General features: G+C 51.4%; 13 protein-coding genes, 1 tRNA gene and 1 pseudogene. 9 read left to right on the plus strand and 6 right to left on the minus strand.

Features of this window, described 5'->3' with window-relative positions:
• The first annotated feature begins 134 nt into the window (after positions 1–134).
• The 9 genes and pseudogenes from ychF to QZQ08_RS08710 all read left to right on the plus strand — a co-directional run bounded on the left by ychF (position 135) and on the right by QZQ08_RS08710 (position 7,817).
• Positions 135–1,244: a redox-regulated ATPase YchF gene (ychF, locus tag QZQ08_RS08670; protein ID WP_296330903.1), complete on the plus strand. Its 1,110-nt coding sequence runs from the start codon at positions 135–137 to the stop codon at positions 1,242–1,244.
• 15 nt (positions 1,245–1,259) lie between these two features.
• On the plus strand, positions 1,260–2,033 hold the full coding sequence (locus QZQ08_RS08675) for a histidinol-phosphatase HisJ family protein (protein ID WP_296330906.1): 774 nt from the start codon (positions 1,260–1,262) through the stop codon (positions 2,031–2,033).
• 234 nt (positions 2,034–2,267) lie between these two features.
• Positions 2,268–2,450 (plus strand): annotated as a pseudogene (locus QZQ08_RS08680) (helix-turn-helix domain-containing protein); the annotation flags it as partial.
• A 422-nt stretch (positions 2,451–2,872) separates the two neighbouring features.
• The gene (nadD, locus tag QZQ08_RS08685) at positions 2,873–3,481 is read left to right on the plus strand and encodes a nicotinate-nucleotide adenylyltransferase (RefSeq protein ID WP_296330911.1); all 609 of its coding nucleotides are present in this window, start codon (positions 2,873–2,875) and stop codon (positions 3,479–3,481) included.
• 286 nt (positions 3,482–3,767) lie between these two features.
• Positions 3,768–4,349, plus strand: a complete 582-nt coding sequence (gene yqeK / locus QZQ08_RS08690) for a bis(5'-nucleosyl)-tetraphosphatase (symmetrical) YqeK (protein ID WP_296330914.1) — start codon at positions 3,768–3,770, stop codon at positions 4,347–4,349.
• A 9-nt stretch (positions 4,350–4,358) separates the two neighbouring features.
• Entirely contained in the window at positions 4,359–5,342 is a 984-nt protein-coding gene (locus tag QZQ08_RS08695; protein WP_296330917.1) for an LCP family protein, read from the plus strand.
• A gap of 13 nt (positions 5,343–5,355) precedes the next feature.
• Positions 5,356–5,718, plus strand: a complete 363-nt coding sequence (gene rsfS, locus QZQ08_RS08700; protein ID WP_296330919.1) for a ribosome silencing factor — start codon at positions 5,356–5,358, stop codon at positions 5,716–5,718.
• The gene (locus QZQ08_RS08705; protein ID WP_296330923.1) at positions 5,715–6,608 is read left to right on the plus strand and encodes a S1 RNA-binding domain-containing protein; all 894 of its coding nucleotides are present in this window, start codon (positions 5,715–5,717) and stop codon (positions 6,606–6,608) included. Before rsfS ends, QZQ08_RS08705 begins: the two co-directional genes overlap by 4 nt.
• A 528-nt stretch (positions 6,609–7,136) precedes the next feature.
• A complete protein-coding gene (locus tag QZQ08_RS08710; protein ID WP_296330926.1) occupies positions 7,137–7,817 on the plus strand; it encodes a PolC-type DNA polymerase III in 681 nt (226 codons plus the stop codon).
• Between the two features lie 96 nt (positions 7,818–7,913).
• Here the strand turns inward: QZQ08_RS08710 and QZQ08_RS08715 are convergent.
• From QZQ08_RS08715 to QZQ08_RS08740, 6 genes are all read right to left on the minus strand, one after another.
• Positions 7,914–7,989: transfer RNA gene (locus tag QZQ08_RS08715), tRNA-Ala, on the minus strand.
• 648 nt (positions 7,990–8,637) lie between these two features.
• A complete protein-coding gene (nifJ, locus tag QZQ08_RS08720) occupies positions 8,638–12,141 on the minus strand; it encodes a pyruvate:ferredoxin (flavodoxin) oxidoreductase (protein WP_296330929.1) in 3,504 nt (1,167 codons plus the stop codon).
• Positions 12,142–13,497: 1,356 nt separating this feature from the next.
• On the minus strand, positions 13,498–13,680 hold the full coding sequence (locus QZQ08_RS08725) for a hypothetical protein (protein WP_296330932.1): 183 nt from the start codon (positions 13,678–13,680) through the stop codon (positions 13,498–13,500).
• A 238-nt stretch (positions 13,681–13,918) separates the two neighbouring features.
• Positions 13,919–14,773, minus strand: a complete 855-nt coding sequence (locus QZQ08_RS08730) for a serine hydrolase (protein WP_296330936.1) — start codon at positions 14,771–14,773, stop codon at positions 13,919–13,921.
• The gene (locus QZQ08_RS08735; protein WP_296330939.1) at positions 14,770–15,435 is read right to left on the minus strand and encodes an N-acetylmuramoyl-L-alanine amidase; all 666 of its coding nucleotides are present in this window, start codon (positions 15,433–15,435) and stop codon (positions 14,770–14,772) included. The genes QZQ08_RS08730 and QZQ08_RS08735 overlap by 4 nt, the downstream gene beginning before the upstream one ends.
• A complete protein-coding gene (locus QZQ08_RS08740; RefSeq protein ID WP_366140915.1) occupies positions 15,432–15,749 on the minus strand; it encodes a DUF805 domain-containing protein in 318 nt (105 codons plus the stop codon). Before QZQ08_RS08740 ends, QZQ08_RS08735 begins: the two co-directional genes overlap by 4 nt.
• Positions 15,750–15,819 lie beyond the last annotated feature (70 nt).

Genomic DNA, 15,819 nt, shown 5'->3' on the forward strand with positions numbered 1-15,819 from the left:
TTAAGCTGCAACACAATCTTATAGGGGTCTCCCGAGAAAATGTTGACACATACCTAGTGTCCTTCTATGCTGAAAAAATCCCCCTGCTGTGATATAATAATGTGTCAACTTAACTAGACAAGGAGAGATCATCCATGAGTTCAACCAACCTCGAAATGGGTATTGTCGGTCTGCCGAATGTAGGCAAGAGCACCCTCTTCAACGCCATTACCAAAGCAGGGGCTGAAGCGGCCAACTATCCATTCTGCACCATAGAGCCCAACGTCGGCATCGTTGATGTCCCCGATCCGCGGCTCCAGGTCCTGAGCGACCTATACCATTCCAAACGTATTGTTCCGGCCGGCATGAAATTTGTCGATATTGCAGGCCTTGTAAAAGGCGCTTCCAAAGGCGAAGGCTTGGGCAACAAATTCCTCAGCCATATCCGCCAAACCGACGCCATTGCCGAAGTGGTGCGCTGTTTTGAAGACGGCAACATCACCCACGTCGAAGGAACCATTGACCCCATCCGTGATATTGAAATCATCAATACGGAACTGTGCCTGGCTGACCTTGAATCAGTGGAAAAGCAGCAGCTCAAGGTCCAGAAGCTCTTAAAGAGCGGCGATAAGACGGCACCTGCGAAAAATGCTCTCCTGACCCGTCTCGTCAAGGCCCTCGGGGACGCCAAACCGGCCCGTCAGGTGGAAATGACAAAGGACGAGAAGGAGATGATCCGTGAACTTGATCTCCTCACCTTGAAACCAATCCTGTACGTAGCAAACGTTTCCGAAGAAGAAGCCGCTGATGCGTCCGGCAACCCCCATGTGAAGGCCCTGACGGAATACGCCGAAAAAGAAGGGGCCCAGGTCATTACCATCTCCGCCAAGGTCGAAGAGGACATTGCTTCCCTGCCGGCGGACGAAGCCAAGGAATACCTTGAAATGGAAGGCCTCACCGAAGCTGGTCTAGACCGCCTCATCAAAGCAGGGTTTTCCCTCTTGGGTCTCCAGACCTTCCTCACGGCGGGGGAAATGGAATCCCGTGCCTGGACCATCGTCAAAGGATCCACGGCACCTCAGGCAGCCGGCAAGATCCATTCGGACTTTGAAAAAGGCTTCATCCGTGCAGAAATCGTTTCCTACGATGACCTCGTTGCCTGCGGCAGCAAGCAGGCTGCCCGTGAAAAAGGCCTTGTGCGACTGGAAGGCAAGGACTACATCATGCAGGACGGCGATGTCGTCGAATTCCGCTTCAACGTGTAAAGGGGAGTGAAGGCCATGCTTTTTGATACCCATATGCATGCCGATTATTCCTGTGATGCCGAAATGACCCTCAAGGAAGCAAGGGTTGCGGCTAAGGCCGCAGGTCTTGGCATGATCCTGACGGAACACTGGGACCGGGACTACCCGACAAACCCAGAAAGTTTTATTTTTGACATCAACGATTACTTCAAGAAAAACGCTCCCTATCGGAGTGACACCGTTCTCCTTGGGATTGAAATGGGTCTCCAGCCCCATACCATCGAAGACGACCGGATTGTCGCAAAAAGCCATCCCTTTGATGAAATCGTTGGCTCCATGCACTGCTATCGCGGCCAGGATATGTATGAACGGACGACCTACGACGGCGTTACCAAAGATCAGGCCGTGGGGTACTATCTTGAGGATTCCCTCAAATGCCTCGAACAGGATCCGAACTTTGACACCTATGGTCATATCGACTATATCTGCCGCTACTGGCCCTATGAAGATAAGAACCTCCATTACAGCGAGCATGCTGACCTGTGGGACGAGGTCATGAAGCATCTCATCCGCCTCGATAAGAGCATCGAAATCAATACGCGGCGCCTTGCCGTGCCCGGTGCAGTGGAGTCCCTGACGGAACTTTATATGCGCTATGCCGAATTGGGTGGTAAGTACGTAACCTTGGGCAGTGACGCCCATGTGGTAAAAGCCGTGGGGATGAACTTTGATGTGGCCCAAAAGATCGCTGAGACGGCAGGACTTACTATCGTCTACTACAAAAAAAGACAGCGCCAGCTGCCGAAATAAAGGAAAGGCCGTGAAGGAGATTTCTTTCACGGCTTTTTCCCTATCAAATAGCCGAAAAATGGGCTTTCCATGGAACGCCTTTGCAGCGAAAAATAGATTATTACTTTAAAAATGAAACGCAAATGCAACGAAAAAAATTACGTTGCATTTGCGTTGTGCTTTTTTAGGCTCATGGTATGAAATTCAATCGGATGGGAGGGAGGTTTTTCATGAAAGAAAACAAGACGCTCGAATGTGAACATACTCCCGCCTATAGAGGCGGGAGTATGTTCACAAACAGTAAGTGCTTACGCCAATTTTGGTACCGGAAAGATTCTTTTTGGCGTGGATGATGGAAATAAGATTGGTATTATAAATCCAAAAGAGGTTTGTCTCGATATCGAAAATAAAATCAATGACGTGATAGAACCAAGACCTCATTAAAAGAAAAGAAATTTTAAACTGAGTGAAGAAATTCCATGAATTTGTGCATAGATTTCTAAAATAAGTAAAGAACGACCGATTTTAGTGATATGCTTGATTGAAATATAGAACTTTTCGTATAGAATCTCCTAAAATAAGTGAAGAAAATCCAATTTTAGCAGAGGAATTCTATCAAATTCCCCAGTTTCTATATAAAAAATAAAAGAGTCGTCAAAATGAATTCATGAAATCCGCTCTTGACGATGGAAGGCAACAGGCTATGCTTTTTTCATTTTGTTTCGTAGAAGGCATCTTTCCTTTTCTTGTAAAAACGGCATCGTGCCACACAAAAATCACCTTTTCCGCATGATAATTTGATTGAGCTTTGGCATCGTACCTGATATAATGGAAGCACCATTTTGAAGGAGGACTTCCATATGCGCCGACAGCGTTTAGGCATCATGGGCGGGACCTTTGACCCCATCCATAATGGACATCTTGCGATTGCCCGCGCCGCTATGGACGCCATGGCCCTTGATCGGGTCCTTTTCATTCCCGACTATTTGCCGCCCCATAAAGCGGCTGGCTGGGCGCCAGCTGGGGACCGCATGGCCATGACCCTTCTTGCGACGATGGACGAACCGCGTTTTTTGGTGTCCGATATGGAACTGGTCCGCAAGGGTCCTTCCTATACGGTCGATACCATACGGATCCTCCATCGCCGGTGGCATCGCTTTTATGACCTGTACTTCATCATTGGCGGGGATTCGGCCGAAGCCCTTGATACGTGGTACCGCATTGAAGAAACGATGCGCTGGTGCACCTTCCTTGCCATTGGACGGGTTGGGTACAGAGAGCGTCATGAAGATGTGACAAAACGGCTGGCCCAAAAAGGACTCACCCGCCTTGTGTGGATCGACGCCAAAGCCCCGGATATTTCTTCCACCATGATCCGGCAGCGCCTTTCCCGCGGTGAATCCATTGATGGGCTTGTTCCTCGGACTGTAGTGGACTACATGAGACAGAGAGACCTCTACCGTCGGTAGGGGCTCTCTTTTTTGTTGGGTAAAGGGTCAGCCCAACAATCGGGGCAGACTCGTGCGAAAATGAAAGAAGCCAGCCGCCGGCCCAAAACCGCCCCCTCTGGTTGGGACGCTTTGGCGCCGCGCCTTTGATTCTTTTTCCCTTACGGTCTTTTGCTTGACAGCCTCCTTCTGGTCGTTTCGCCAGCTGCCGCAGGCAGCCTTCGCCAAGCTGCGAAAGCAGATCCTTAGCCCACATTTCATCGGCGCGATTTGCGTGCCGATTTCAATTCAAGTAAGGAGCTACATCATGGATTTTTCTCAAATGAAAGAACAGCTTCGCCAAAGCCTTCAGCCAAAGCGCTTTGAACACAGTGTGGCCGTCAGTGAAACAGCCCTTATGCTTGCCCGTCATTACGGCATTGACGAAGACAAAGCCGCCCTTGCCGGCTTGCTCCACGACTGTGCCCGCAAGTATCCGACCAAGGATTTTGTGGATGTGGCAAAAAAGCTGGGCGTACCGCTCACGGATATCGAAAAGGCGCAGCCCATCCTTATCCATGCCCTCCTGGGTCCAATTGTAGCCAAGCGGGACTATGGCGTTACTGATGAGGACGTCCTGTCTGCCATGCGTTACCACACAACGGGCAAAGCCCATATGACGGCCCTTGAAAAAATCATTTATCTGGCAGACCTCACGGAACCGCACCGTGACTTTCCTACCGTGGACGAAATGCGGCGCCTTACGATGAAGGATCTCGATGAGGCTATGATTGCTGCCTATGCCAATACGATGGAGTACCTGATGCATCAGCATCTTTTGATCCATCCGGATTGTCTGGACGGCTATAATGATCTGGTCCTTGCGGCCAAACATAATAAGAAGGAGTAATCGCAACCCATGAGTGATATGGAACAACCAGGCGTGAAGAAAAAGAAAAAGCGGCTCCGCAAGGGACGTGTCTTCCTTCTTCTCATCCTTTTGATTGGGATCTTGTGCGGCGGCTTCATGGCTGGCATGGGCCTTTATGACCGATTTTTCAGTGCCGATGATCCCGTACCTAAACAGAAAGAGGACCAACTCCTTACGGAAGAGCCCCTTTCAAGCCGCATCAACGTCCTGCTCCTTGGTAAAGATGACGGGGACAGCGAGGATATGAATAACCCCGATGCACCGAAGCGGACAGACTCCATGATGGTCGTCAGCTTTGACCCTGAGAAAAAACAGATTGCCATCGTCGGACTGCCGCGTGACACACGGGTCACCATTCCTGGCCGTCGGGGGCATGACAAGATCAATGCCGCATACGCCTACGGCGGTACCAAACGGGCCGTGCGCACGGTGGAACAGCTTCTCCAGATTCCAATCAACTACTACATGGTTGTTGATTGGCAGGGCTTCATTAAAGTGATTGATATGCTGGGCGGTGTGGACCTATATGTTGATAACAACATGGATTATGAAGATCCCTACGCCAACCTAAAGATCCACCTCAAAAAAGGCTACCAGCACCTGGACGGTGAAAAAGCAGGCCAGTATGTTCGCTTCCGTCATGATGAATTGGGCGATATTGGCCGTGTGGAGCGCCAACAGAAATTTATGAAGGCCCTGGCCGGGCAGTTCTTTACCTTTACAAACATGCTGAAGCTTCCCATGATCATCAACACCGGCCTTGACTACATTGATACGGACATGAACCTGATGACCATGATCCGTGCCGCCAATTGCTTCCGCATCTTTGGCGAAAACTCCATCAAAAGTGAAATGCTCGATGGCGATTTCAAGACCATCGATGATATCAGTTACTGGGTCACGACGCCGTCCCAGGTTTCGCACACACTCGATAAACTGGGGATTCCCCATAAAAGAATTACAGAAATTTAAGGAGGTTCCATCCATGAATCCAAAAGAACTTGCAAACGCCATTGCCGCCGCTGCCGCTGACAAAAAAGCAAAAGATATCCTGCTTCTCAATATGGTTGGCCTGTCCCCTGTGACGGACTACTTCATGATCTGTTCTGCCCAGAGCGCGACCCAGGTCCGGGCCATCGCAGACAGCATCGAAGATAAACTGGCCGAAATACACGGTATCCTGCCCTCCCACAAAGAAGGCTATACCGAAGGCAACTGGATCCTTATGGATTACGGCGATTGTGTGGCCCATATCTTCCGGGAAACGGAACGCGACTTTTACAACCTGGAACAGCTCTGGGCCGATGCTCCGTCTGAAGCCTATGTGGAAACGGAAGGAGAAGCATGAGCCCGAAAAAAGAACCGGCCAGCGTCAAGACCATTGGCAGCCATCGCGTTGGCGATGTTGTAGAACTTGCGGCCGTGCGTATGAATGACCAGGGCGTTTTTCTTGATGCTGGAACGGGGAATACCAGTGATGATATCCTCCTTCATAAGCACCAGATGACGTCGCCTGTTTCTGTTGGTGACAAGGTCAAGGTCCAGCTCTACCTCGATGCCAAGAACCGGATCACGGCGAGCATGAAGCTTCCCAAGATGCGGGAAGGTCAGCTGGGATACGTCAATGTCATCTCCGTAAATAGGATGGGCGGATTCGTCGATATCGGCGCTGAACGCGGCGTCTTTTTGCCTTATAGCGAAATGCGGGGTCATGTTTCCCCTAATCAGCATATCTGGGTGAAACTCTATCGTGATAAGTCAGGCCGTCAAGCCGTGACCATGCGTGTCGAAGAAGACATGGAACGGGCCAGCCGCCCGGCAGAAGGTGTCAAAGTGGGGGATACCCTCACAGGGACCGTCTACAATATCCTTAAGGATGGCTTTTTCCTCTTCACAAAAGAACGCTATATCGCTTTTATCCATCGCAGTGAAGTCCCCGGCGGACGCCTTGACTTTGGTCAGCGCGTCACAGGCCGCGTTACCTACGTTCGCGAAGATGGACACGTCGATATGTCCCTGCGCCTGGTCAAAGAAGAAGCCATGCTGGACGATGCAGATAAGATCCTCTTCTTTCTCGAAAAACGTAATGGCACCATGCCTTATTCCGATGATACGCCGCCGGCCATCATCAAAAGCGTCTTTGATATTTCTAAATCTGCATTTAAGCGCGCCTTGGGCCGCCTTATGAAAGAAGGCAAAGTCGTGCAGGAAGATGGGTGGACAAGTTTAAAGAAATGAAAGTGAAGAAAAGACCACGCTCTAGCAGCGTGGTCTCTTTGGCTGTCAAGCTGTCTCATTCAGGGCCCGCCCTGAATGGCTGTCGAGCGAGCGAGGGGAAAGGATGCTGTGGTGCTGTGGGGCTAAGGCAGGCTAAAAGACCGTGAGGGCGGCGCCAAACCTTCTCCCATTGGAATCTTTTGGTCGAGTCTTTCCCATGGGGTTTTTGCCTTAGAGACGGCGAAAGCCGTTCCGCCTTACCAAGGCGGGGGACCATCAAGTGAGGTCATAACATGACCTCCTTAATGGTGGTGGATGAGGAGCGGAGCGACGTCTCATCATGAGCGGTAGCGAAGCAGATTCGCCCGGAGTTTCGAAGGACGCTTTTGGAGCGAAGCGGAAGTCCGAGAAACATGTTTGAGAGCGAATTAAGTTCCGCCCCCTCCCGTAGGGCGGTTTGGGGCGGTGCCTCACAGGGCCTTCCCTCTCAATTTCGTGACAGCACGATAGGCATGCGGTATAATAGACTTCCAACTACAATCCTACGGAGTGATCACAGTGGAAGAACGGACCCGCGGACCGAGACGGGATACACGAACACGCAAGCCGATGACGCCGCAAGAGCGGCGCAATCTACTCTACAAGCGCTGGCGAAAGGCAGAGCAGCAAAAGGTCGATGCCAAGGAACTGCGGGACCCTACAACCTGCGACATGGTTGTCTTTGACCTTGAAATGGCTGGCTACGCCGAAGATGATATCATAGAAATTGCTGCCATCAGGGTAGATTTTTTGGGTCGACAGACAGCTGTTTTTCGAGAGCTGATCCGACCTAGGACGAAGATCAGCAAACGCGTTACGGAAATGACGGGCATTACGCGGGACATGGTGAAGGATAAACCTCAGCTCCCCGAGGTTCTAAAACGTTTTTTTGCCTTTGTGGAAGACCGTGCCGTCATGGGCCACGATATCGGCTACAACGATATCATGGCCATCAACCTTGCCTGCCGCCGTTACGGCATGAAGGCCTTCCGCCCGCCTTTTTTAGATACGTCGCGCCTCATCCTGCGCCACCTCTCCCGTGAGGCCGTAGGCGGAAAAACAGGCCTTGCAGCGCTCCTCGCGCACTTCAATATTCCCGTCCATCGCTATCATGAAGCTCTGGCAGACTGCGAAGCTACGCTCCTTCTTTATGAAGCCATTGCAAAAGAAATCAGGAAACAAAAAAACTAAGGCGGCAGGAAAAGACCTGTCCTTCATTTCGAAGGATGGGTCTTTTCCATAATAAAAAATCCATGTGACCGAAGTCACATGGATTTACGTTCAAATTGGTGGAGACAAGGAGGATCGAACTCCTGACCTCTTGCATGCCATGCAAGCGCTCTCCCAGCTGAGCTATGCCCCCAAAAGACTTGTTCATTATAGCTCAAGTACGCCGCTGTTGTCAATATATTATTTTTGAAAAGAAATCGCTCCGACTTCCACCATGATGTGCCTCCACTCCTTGATTCATTAATCTATAGATGCAAGGAAGGCATGACGATTCGTACGACCATCAAGAGATTCATGATATGAATCCGCTTGATGGTCCCCCGCCTTGGTAAGGCGGATCGATGCGTTGCAGCGAGTTCAACGGAAAAAGATCGGACGCAGGACGTTCCAAGCGCCATTGTGCTTTCTATTTCAAAGGACCGACCTCTCACAAAAGCTAAATAAGAACCAAGAGTCCAAACCCGAACCTGCGTCTACGTTCGGTTTTGGCCTTCTCTTATGGTTTTTAGCTTACGATCTTTTGCGTTACAATCTTTTGCCTCTGTGTTTTTCTCTTCGTTTTTTCATCTCAGAAACGCGAGAGCCGTTCCGCCTTACCAAGGCGGGGGTTATCCACCGAGCAAGCTTGCGGGAGTGGGTGGTGGATGAGGAGGGCGGTTTGGGGCGGCGCCTCCTGGTCATTTCCCTTGCGGCTTTTCGCTTGACAGCCTCACACCAAAAAAACGCAGCGCCCAGTGGACGCTGCGTTTTACATTACCCTACTTTTTATCCGAGCTTTTCCTCACTCTGCATCGAGCCGTTCGTAGAGGGCTCTCCGCGCCATGGCATCTTCCTTGGTCTTTTTGAAAAGTTCCTTTGCTACATCGGGGAATTCGTGTTCGAGGGAGGCATAGCGGACTTCTCCACGGAGGAAGGCTTCAAAGTCACCGGTCGGTGCCTTGCTGTCAAGGAAGAAGGCCTTTTTGCCTTCAGCCTTGAGCTGCGGGTTATACCGATAGTTGATCCAGTAACCGCATTCCACAGCCGCCTTGGCTTCCATGAAGGAGTGATCCATGCCGCGCTTGATACCGTGGTTGATGCACGGTGCATAGCAGATGATAAGGGACGGTCCCGGATAGGCTTCGGCTTCCTTGATGGCTTTGATGGCCTGGTTCTTGTCGTAGCCGAGGTTGATCTGGGCCACATAGACATAGCCATAGCTCATGGCCATCATGCCCAGGTCCTTCTTCTTTGTCCGTTTGCCGCTTGCGGCAAATTTGGCAACGGCTGCCGTCGGCGTCGATTTGCTCGATTGTCCGCCCGTATTGGAGTAGACTTCCGTATCAAAGACGAGGATATTGACGTCGCGGTTCATGGCAAGGACATGGTCCACGCCGCCGTAGCCGATATCATAGGCCCAGCCGTCGCCGCCAAAGACCCACTGGGAACGTTTGACAAAGTAGAGCTTATTTTCATAGAGGTGTTCCAGCGTTTCATTGCCAGTCTTTTCCTTCTCGAGAAGGTCCGTCAGACGGTCAGCCCGTTCACGGCTTCCTTCCCCTTCATCGCGGTGGCAGATCCAGTCTTCCATGGCACTTTTCAGTTCCGCGGAAATCTGGCCTTCTTCAATGAGCCCCGTCATGATATCTGTAATCTGCTTGCGGCAGGCCTGGGTGCCCAGATGCATGCCAAGACCGTATTCGGCGTTGTCTTCAAAAAGGGAGTTTGCCCAAGTTGGACCATGGCCAGCGGCATTTTTCGTATAGGGCATGCTCGGTGCGGAACCGCCCCAGATGGAGGAACAGCCCGAAGCGTTGGCAATCATCATGCGGTCGCCAAAGAGCTGGGTCACGAGTTTTGCGTACGGCGTTTCACCGCAGCCGGCGCAGGCCCCGGAGAACTCAAGGAGCGGTTTTTCAAACTGGCTGCCCTTTAGGGTGTACTTGTTCATGGGGTTCTTCTTCGGTGTGACATCTTCCATGAAGTAGTTCCAAGCTTCAGCGAGATGGCGCTGCGTATCAAGCGGTTTTGCCACAAGGGCCTTTTCCTTGGCTGGGCAGGCATCAATGCAGTTGCGGCAGCCCTGGCAGTCCATGGGCGACACGGCAATGCGGAAATAAAGGTCTTTAGCACCAAGGGCTGGTTTGGCCGGTACGCCGGACTTTTCCATTTCGTCCTTCGTAAGGAGCACCGGGCGGATGGCAGCGTGCGGGCAGATGGATGCGCACTGGTTGCACTGGATGCAGTGTTCGATCTGCCATTCCGGTACCATGACGGCAATGCCGCGCTTTTCATATTTTGTAGTGCCCGACGGGAACGTGCCGTTGGCCTGGTCCATGAGCTGACCGACGGAAAGGGTGTTGCCTTCCTGCTGGTTCATGGGCATCATGATTTGATCGACAAAGGCGTTGCCCGTCTTCGGATAGAGTTCTTCGTCCGTGCAGTCCTTCCAGGCTTCGGGCACCGTGACCTTCACGAGGTTCTTGACGCCAGCTTCGACAGCGCGTCCGTTCATGTCGACCACATCCTGGCCCTTCTTGCCGTAGGTATGTTCAATGGATTCCTTGAGGTAGGTGACAGCGTCGTCGATAGGAATGATATCAGCCAGTTTGAAGAAGGCTGCCTGCATGATCATGTTGATGCGGCCGCCAAGACCAATCTCGCGGGCAATCTTCACGGCGTCGATGGTGTAGAAGTTGACTTTCTTTTCGGCAATGACGCGTTTGAGCTGGCCCGGCAGACGCGTATCGAGTTCTTCCCCGCTCCAGCCGCAGTTGAGGAGGAACGTGCCGCCTTCCTTGATGCCGTTTAGCACATTGTAGAGACGGACATAGGACGGATTGTGGACAGCGATGTAGTCTGCAAAGTTGATGAGGAAAGGCATATGGATTGGATCATGACCAAAGCGCAGGTGAGAAATGGTGATGCCGCCGGACTTTTTGGAGTCATAGGCGAAATAACCCTGGGCATACATGTCCGTCTTGTCGCCAATGATCTTGATGGCACTCTTGTTGGCGCCAACCGTACCGTCGCTCCCAAGGCCCCAGAAAAGGCAGCTGCGGGTCCCCTTGGGCGTGATGTCGAGGGATTTTTCCTTTTTAAGCGACGTGTGGGTCACATCATCGACGATGCCCACCGTAAAGTGATTCTTCGGCGCGTCAAGTTTCAAGTTGTCAAAGACGGCGAGGACATCGCCAGGATAAAATTCCTTGCTGCCCATGCCATAGCGTCCGCCTACGATGACAGGACGGCGGTCACTTTCATAGAAGGCATTGCGCACATCAAGATAGAGCGGTTCACCGTCGGAGCCTGGTTCCTTCGTGCGGTCCAAAACGGCAATCTTTTTCACCGTTTCCGGCAGGGCGGAGAGGAAGTGCTTCACGGAGAAGGGCCGATAAAGATGGACATTGAGGACACCCACCTTTTCGCCTTGACCAGCAAGGATCTTGACCACTTCCTCAGCCGTCTGGGCGCCGCTTCCCATGAGGATGATGACCCGTTCGGCATCAGGCGCACCGGTGTAGTTGAAAAGCTGATAGTCGCGGCCCGTGAGCTTGCTGATTTCCTTCATGTAGCCATCGACCACTTCCGGCAGGGCTTCATAGAACGTATTGACGGCTTCGCGGGTCTGGAAGTAGATATCCGGGTTCTGAGCCGTGCCGCGGATAATCGGCGTATCAGGGTTCATGGATTCCCGGCGGAAGCGGGCGAGGGCGTCCTGATCCACCAGTTTTTTGAGATCATCATAATCAAGGAGCTCAACCTTCTGGATTTCGTGGGACGTACGGAACCCGTCAAAGAAGTTGAGAAACGGGACGCGGCCGCGGATAGCGGACAAGTGGCACACGGCCGAAAGGTCGAGGACCTCTTGGACACCGGCGCAGGCCATCATGGCAAAACCCGTCTGGCGGCAGGCCATGACGTCACTATGATCGCCAAAGATATTGAGGGAGCTCGTTGCAATCGTACGGGCTGCCACTTGGAAGACGCCTGGGAGCAGTTCGCCGGCAATCTTGAACATATTGGGAATCATAAGGAGCAGCCCCTGGGAAGCCGTGTAGGTCGTTGTGAGCGCTCCGGCCTGGAGACTGCCGTGAACCGTACCGGCGGCACCGCCTTCAGACTGCATTTCCATGAGTTCGACAGGGCGGCCAAACATGTTTTTCTTGCCATAGGCGGCCCATTCATCCGTCACCTCTGCCATGGGGGACGACGGCGTAATGGGGTAAATAGCCGCTACATCACTAAAAGCATAGGATGTATAGGCTGCCGCTGTGTTTCCATCCATCATCTTGGTTTGCTTCATTGTGCGTCTCTCCTTCTTGTGTAAACTGGGTCCATGAAATTGAAGTTCGAAAAATGTGATAAAAAATGTAAAACCATGAATGAAAAAATTGCTCTCTTCCTATATGATACCCAAAAAGAAAGAGCCGCGCAAGCAAAATTGTCATGAAAATTTTGAAAATACAAACGTCTTTACATACAGGTTAAAAAGATCGTAAAATCGCATTCTGACAAATAGAATTGAAAGAAAATGAGGGAATTGTAATCTGTGTAGGACCAGAATGTGCGCAGAATAGGGACAGTGTTTTAGTGAGGCCGTAACTTAATGAAAAAAGAAAGAAGACGCGGAGGAAAACCGTGTCTTTCGTCTCTATCTGTCCTCTTTAAAACACTGTCCTAAAGACTGTCCTGAGCTTTCGGATTTGGCTGTTAAGCAAAAGACAATATATAGGCCGTGATGCTGCGACGCTGTGGCGCTAAAAGACTGGCTCCAAACTGCGCCAATTAAGGCGGCTATGAGTTTTACGCTGTGAGTCGAGAGTCAAAAACAGGGCGTCGGTTGCTGTTGAAACTCCTGTTATTTTGCTAGAGTTTCTATCTGATAGATGAGTTATTAAAACAAGATGTGGAAGAATGACAAAAAAGCCTTAACCCAAAAACGCATTTTGATTCGGGTTAAGGCTTTTTTATGTTCCTTTTTCTTTAGGGATGATGCAGGATGCATCGTACCGTCGCCATCTGGCCTTTTGCCTTTGGTCTTTTGCCTCAGGGCGGCGAAAGCCGTTCCGCCTCACTAAGGCGGTAAGGCCATCGCCAGTTGATTCGCAAATCGTGAAATGTATCAAAATGGCGAAGCGAGAACTCGTGCAGTGCGCTTCAGTGAGTCGTCGTCTTTGGTCGGGTCTTTTGCCTCAGGGCGGCGAAAGCCGTTCCGCCTTACCAAGGCGGGGGACCAAAAGCCACTTGATGCTGCGTAGCAGCAGGCAAGTCCTTTTGGTGGTGGATGAGGAGCGGCAGCGACGTCTCCTTACGAACGGTAGTGAGGACCATTCGCCCGGAGTTCTGAGGCTGCTTTGGAGCGCAGCGGAAAGCCGAAGAACATGTTTGAGGGCGAATTTAATTCGGCGCCCAGTCCCGCAGGGACACGGTTTGGCGCCGTGCGTTATGGTCTTTCCCCTCCAGGTCCTTTCTCCATTTACCTTTTTCGAATATGGCTCCAGATTGGCCCAGATGCTAGGAAAAACACGAAGCAGGCTGACGACGTCATGCAACGAATGCCCCCTTCCGGTCTTTTCTTCCATTTACTTTTTGCGACTTTGGTTCAGCTGGTCTTTCTTCTATTTACATGATTCGAATGGGACTCAGATTGGTTCAGATGCTAGGAAAAAAGCTGCAGGCTGACGACGTCATACAATGAATGCCCCGTTCCGGTCTTTTCTTCCAATTGCTTTTTGCGAATTCGGTTCAGATGGATCCAGATACGAGGAGCCCCCACTTCCACCGACGACGGGCGGAATTTCCCGTTATTACGGTTTCCTAACGCCATCGTGTTTCCTTCCATTTACCTTTTTCGAATATGGCTCCAGATTGGTTCAGATGCTAGGAAAAAAGCTGCAGGCTGACGAAGCCGCACACGTATTTTCGTGCTGCTAGGAAGCCCGCGTCTTTTTGACAACGCAGATGGGCCGATATGAGCCTCAGGCGAATCAGGTTTCCTCTAAAAAACCGAAAAAATTCCAAAAAGCGGCCTCATGCCCCTCATCAAATCAGCCCGATTGTTGGGCTGAGCAAAAAACAACTCACTTTACATAAGCATCGTAAATCCTGCGCGACAAAGCCGCCACCGACGCATACGGCGTATAATCCCTTGTAAATACAACAAGGACATAGTCGCCTTTTGCCGTATAGACGATGCCCCCATCGTGGCGCAGATCGCGCACTTCGCCCGTCTTATGGGCTGTGATGGTACCTTTGGGGAGCCTCTCGGGGAGCATATCCGTATCGACCTGGGCCTTATAGATGGCAAGCATCTGGGCATCAAGGTCCTTACTTACGCATTTTCCCTGATAAAGCCGCTTAAAAAGAAGCCCTACGTCCCTTACAGTGGTCATGTTTTCGGCGCCTTTTTTAGCGGCATCAAAATCCATCATCTTGCGGCGGAGTGTCGTATCCTTATAGCCATGGTCCTTAAGATAGCGATTGATGCGATCCATGCCTAAGCGGTCAATCATGAGATTTGTCGCTGTATTGTCGCTGTGGATGATCATTTCATCAAGGGCTTTTTTTACCGTCACCGTCGTCCCCTTGGGCATCCCCTGAAGGACGCCGGACCCAGCGACAATGTTTTTATCCGTTAGGGTAAAGGTTTCTGTAAGGCCCAGTTTTCCATCCTTGATGTCCTCATAGGCGGCAGCAAGGATGAAGACTTTGATCATGCTGGCTGCCGGTGTTTTTACACTGTTCCGGTAATATCCCTTTCCTGTCTTAAGATCCGAAAAATAGACGCCGTAGGGCGCGGCACCTTTGACAGTCTGTGACACAGCAGCTAGGTTTGCCGGCACATTTGCCGCCGCCATAACGGGCGTGTTCCATAAGGTTACCGTAAGAAGCGCTGCACCTACAAGGGCAGCGCCTTTTTTCATTGCCTTCATCATAAGAATGTCAATCCTTTCTTTGTAAGCGCCTCCCTCAGGCCCTTCATAAAGGTGGGCCCGGGATCGATCTTTCCATGGTAATAATTCGGCACGTCTTCGCGCCAAAGGTCCGTCTGTTTCGCTTTATCCTGCTCATAATGGCCAAGGACCGTCGTAAGGGTCGGGTACTTATCCTTTAAATAGGAAATGAGGGCAACATTGGCCGCTAGCTGGTTCTTTGTCAGGTCTTCCTTTCCCCCGACGCCGCCCACGTTTTCAATGCCGATGGCGCACCAATTAAGTCCAATGGCATGGCGGGCAAGGGCCGTTTCCGGCATGAGCTGCCAAATGGTCCCATCGCGGCCCACAAGAAACTGGGAGCCCACGTTGAGCGTGCCGTGAGAAAGGCCCGGATTTTCCTCTGCGTAAAAGTATTGGTACGTTCCCTCTTGGGAATCATTGGCCGTCCAGTGGACAACAACGGCGCGGGGCTCGATTTCGATCATTTCCCGGCCGTAGTGAAGCTTGCTGTAGGCTTTCATGAGAGCGTCCCGCTTGGGCGATAGGGCCACGTATTTTTGGATGATGGCCGGCCGCTCCGCCTTTTTTCCCGGCGCGGAAAAACCGCAGGCGCTCGGCAGCAACAGGGCGCAGCTAAAAAGGATCAAGAGCCGTTTTTTCACGAATGCGCACCCCCTTCGGCAAGGGGATCCGGTCCATAGCGGTTCTCCCCTTCCGTCCCCTTTTGGGCGCAAAGCATATAGCCAACATAAAGGCCATAAAAGGGAACCCATATAAACGCCACAATCTCCCCTGATTTTCCTAAATCATGGGCACGGCGAATGGAAAGCATGAGAAGAATCATCTGGGGCACGATAAATAAAGCCATCATCACGAGGCTGTGTACCATCATGAAAAGGACAATAAAAAGAGGCCCGCTCGCTTCCTGCAGCGTCTTGGCAAAATAGAACTGCCCGGCCATATAAAGGGCCACGATAAGAAATGAAAAAACAAGGCTATGTCACAACAAACAGTTGATAAATAGCCATTTTTATAGGGGAGTATCA

Origin of the sequence: uncultured Acidaminococcus sp. (assembly GCA_900538365.1) — a bacterium.
Lineage (GTDB): Bacteria > Bacillota > Negativicutes > Acidaminococcales > Acidaminococcaceae > Acidaminococcus.

Bases quoted from the DNA above. Each gene is read 5' to 3' on its own strand.
- QZQ08_RS08725 (WP_296330932.1), bottom strand. From the start codon at position 13,680: ATGGAAGGAAACACGATGGCGTTAGGAAACCGTAATAACGGGAAATTC.
- QZQ08_RS08730 (WP_296330936.1), bottom strand. From the start codon at position 14,773: ATGATGAAGGCAATGAAAAAAGGCGCTGCCCTTGTAGGTGCAGCGCTT.
- nadD (WP_296330911.1), top strand. From the start codon at position 2,873: ATGCGCCGACAGCGTTTAGGCATCATGGGCGGGACCTTTGACCCCATC.
- QZQ08_RS08705 (WP_296330923.1), top strand. From the start codon at position 5,715: ATGAGCCCGAAAAAAGAACCGGCCAGCGTCAAGACCATTGGCAGCCAT.
- nifJ (WP_296330929.1), bottom strand. From the start codon at position 12,141: ATGAAGCAAACCAAGATGATGGATGGAAACACAGCGGCAGCCTATACA.
- yqeK (WP_296330914.1), top strand. From the start codon at position 3,768: ATGGATTTTTCTCAAATGAAAGAACAGCTTCGCCAAAGCCTTCAGCCA.
- ychF (WP_296330903.1), top strand. From the start codon at position 135: ATGAGTTCAACCAACCTCGAAATGGGTATTGTCGGTCTGCCGAATGTA.
- QZQ08_RS08695 (WP_296330917.1), top strand. From the start codon at position 4,359: ATGAGTGATATGGAACAACCAGGCGTGAAGAAAAAGAAAAAGCGGCTC.
- QZQ08_RS08675 (WP_296330906.1), top strand. From the start codon at position 1,260: ATGCTTTTTGATACCCATATGCATGCCGATTATTCCTGTGATGCCGAA.
- rsfS (WP_296330919.1), top strand. From the start codon at position 5,356: ATGAATCCAAAAGAACTTGCAAACGCCATTGCCGCCGCTGCCGCTGAC.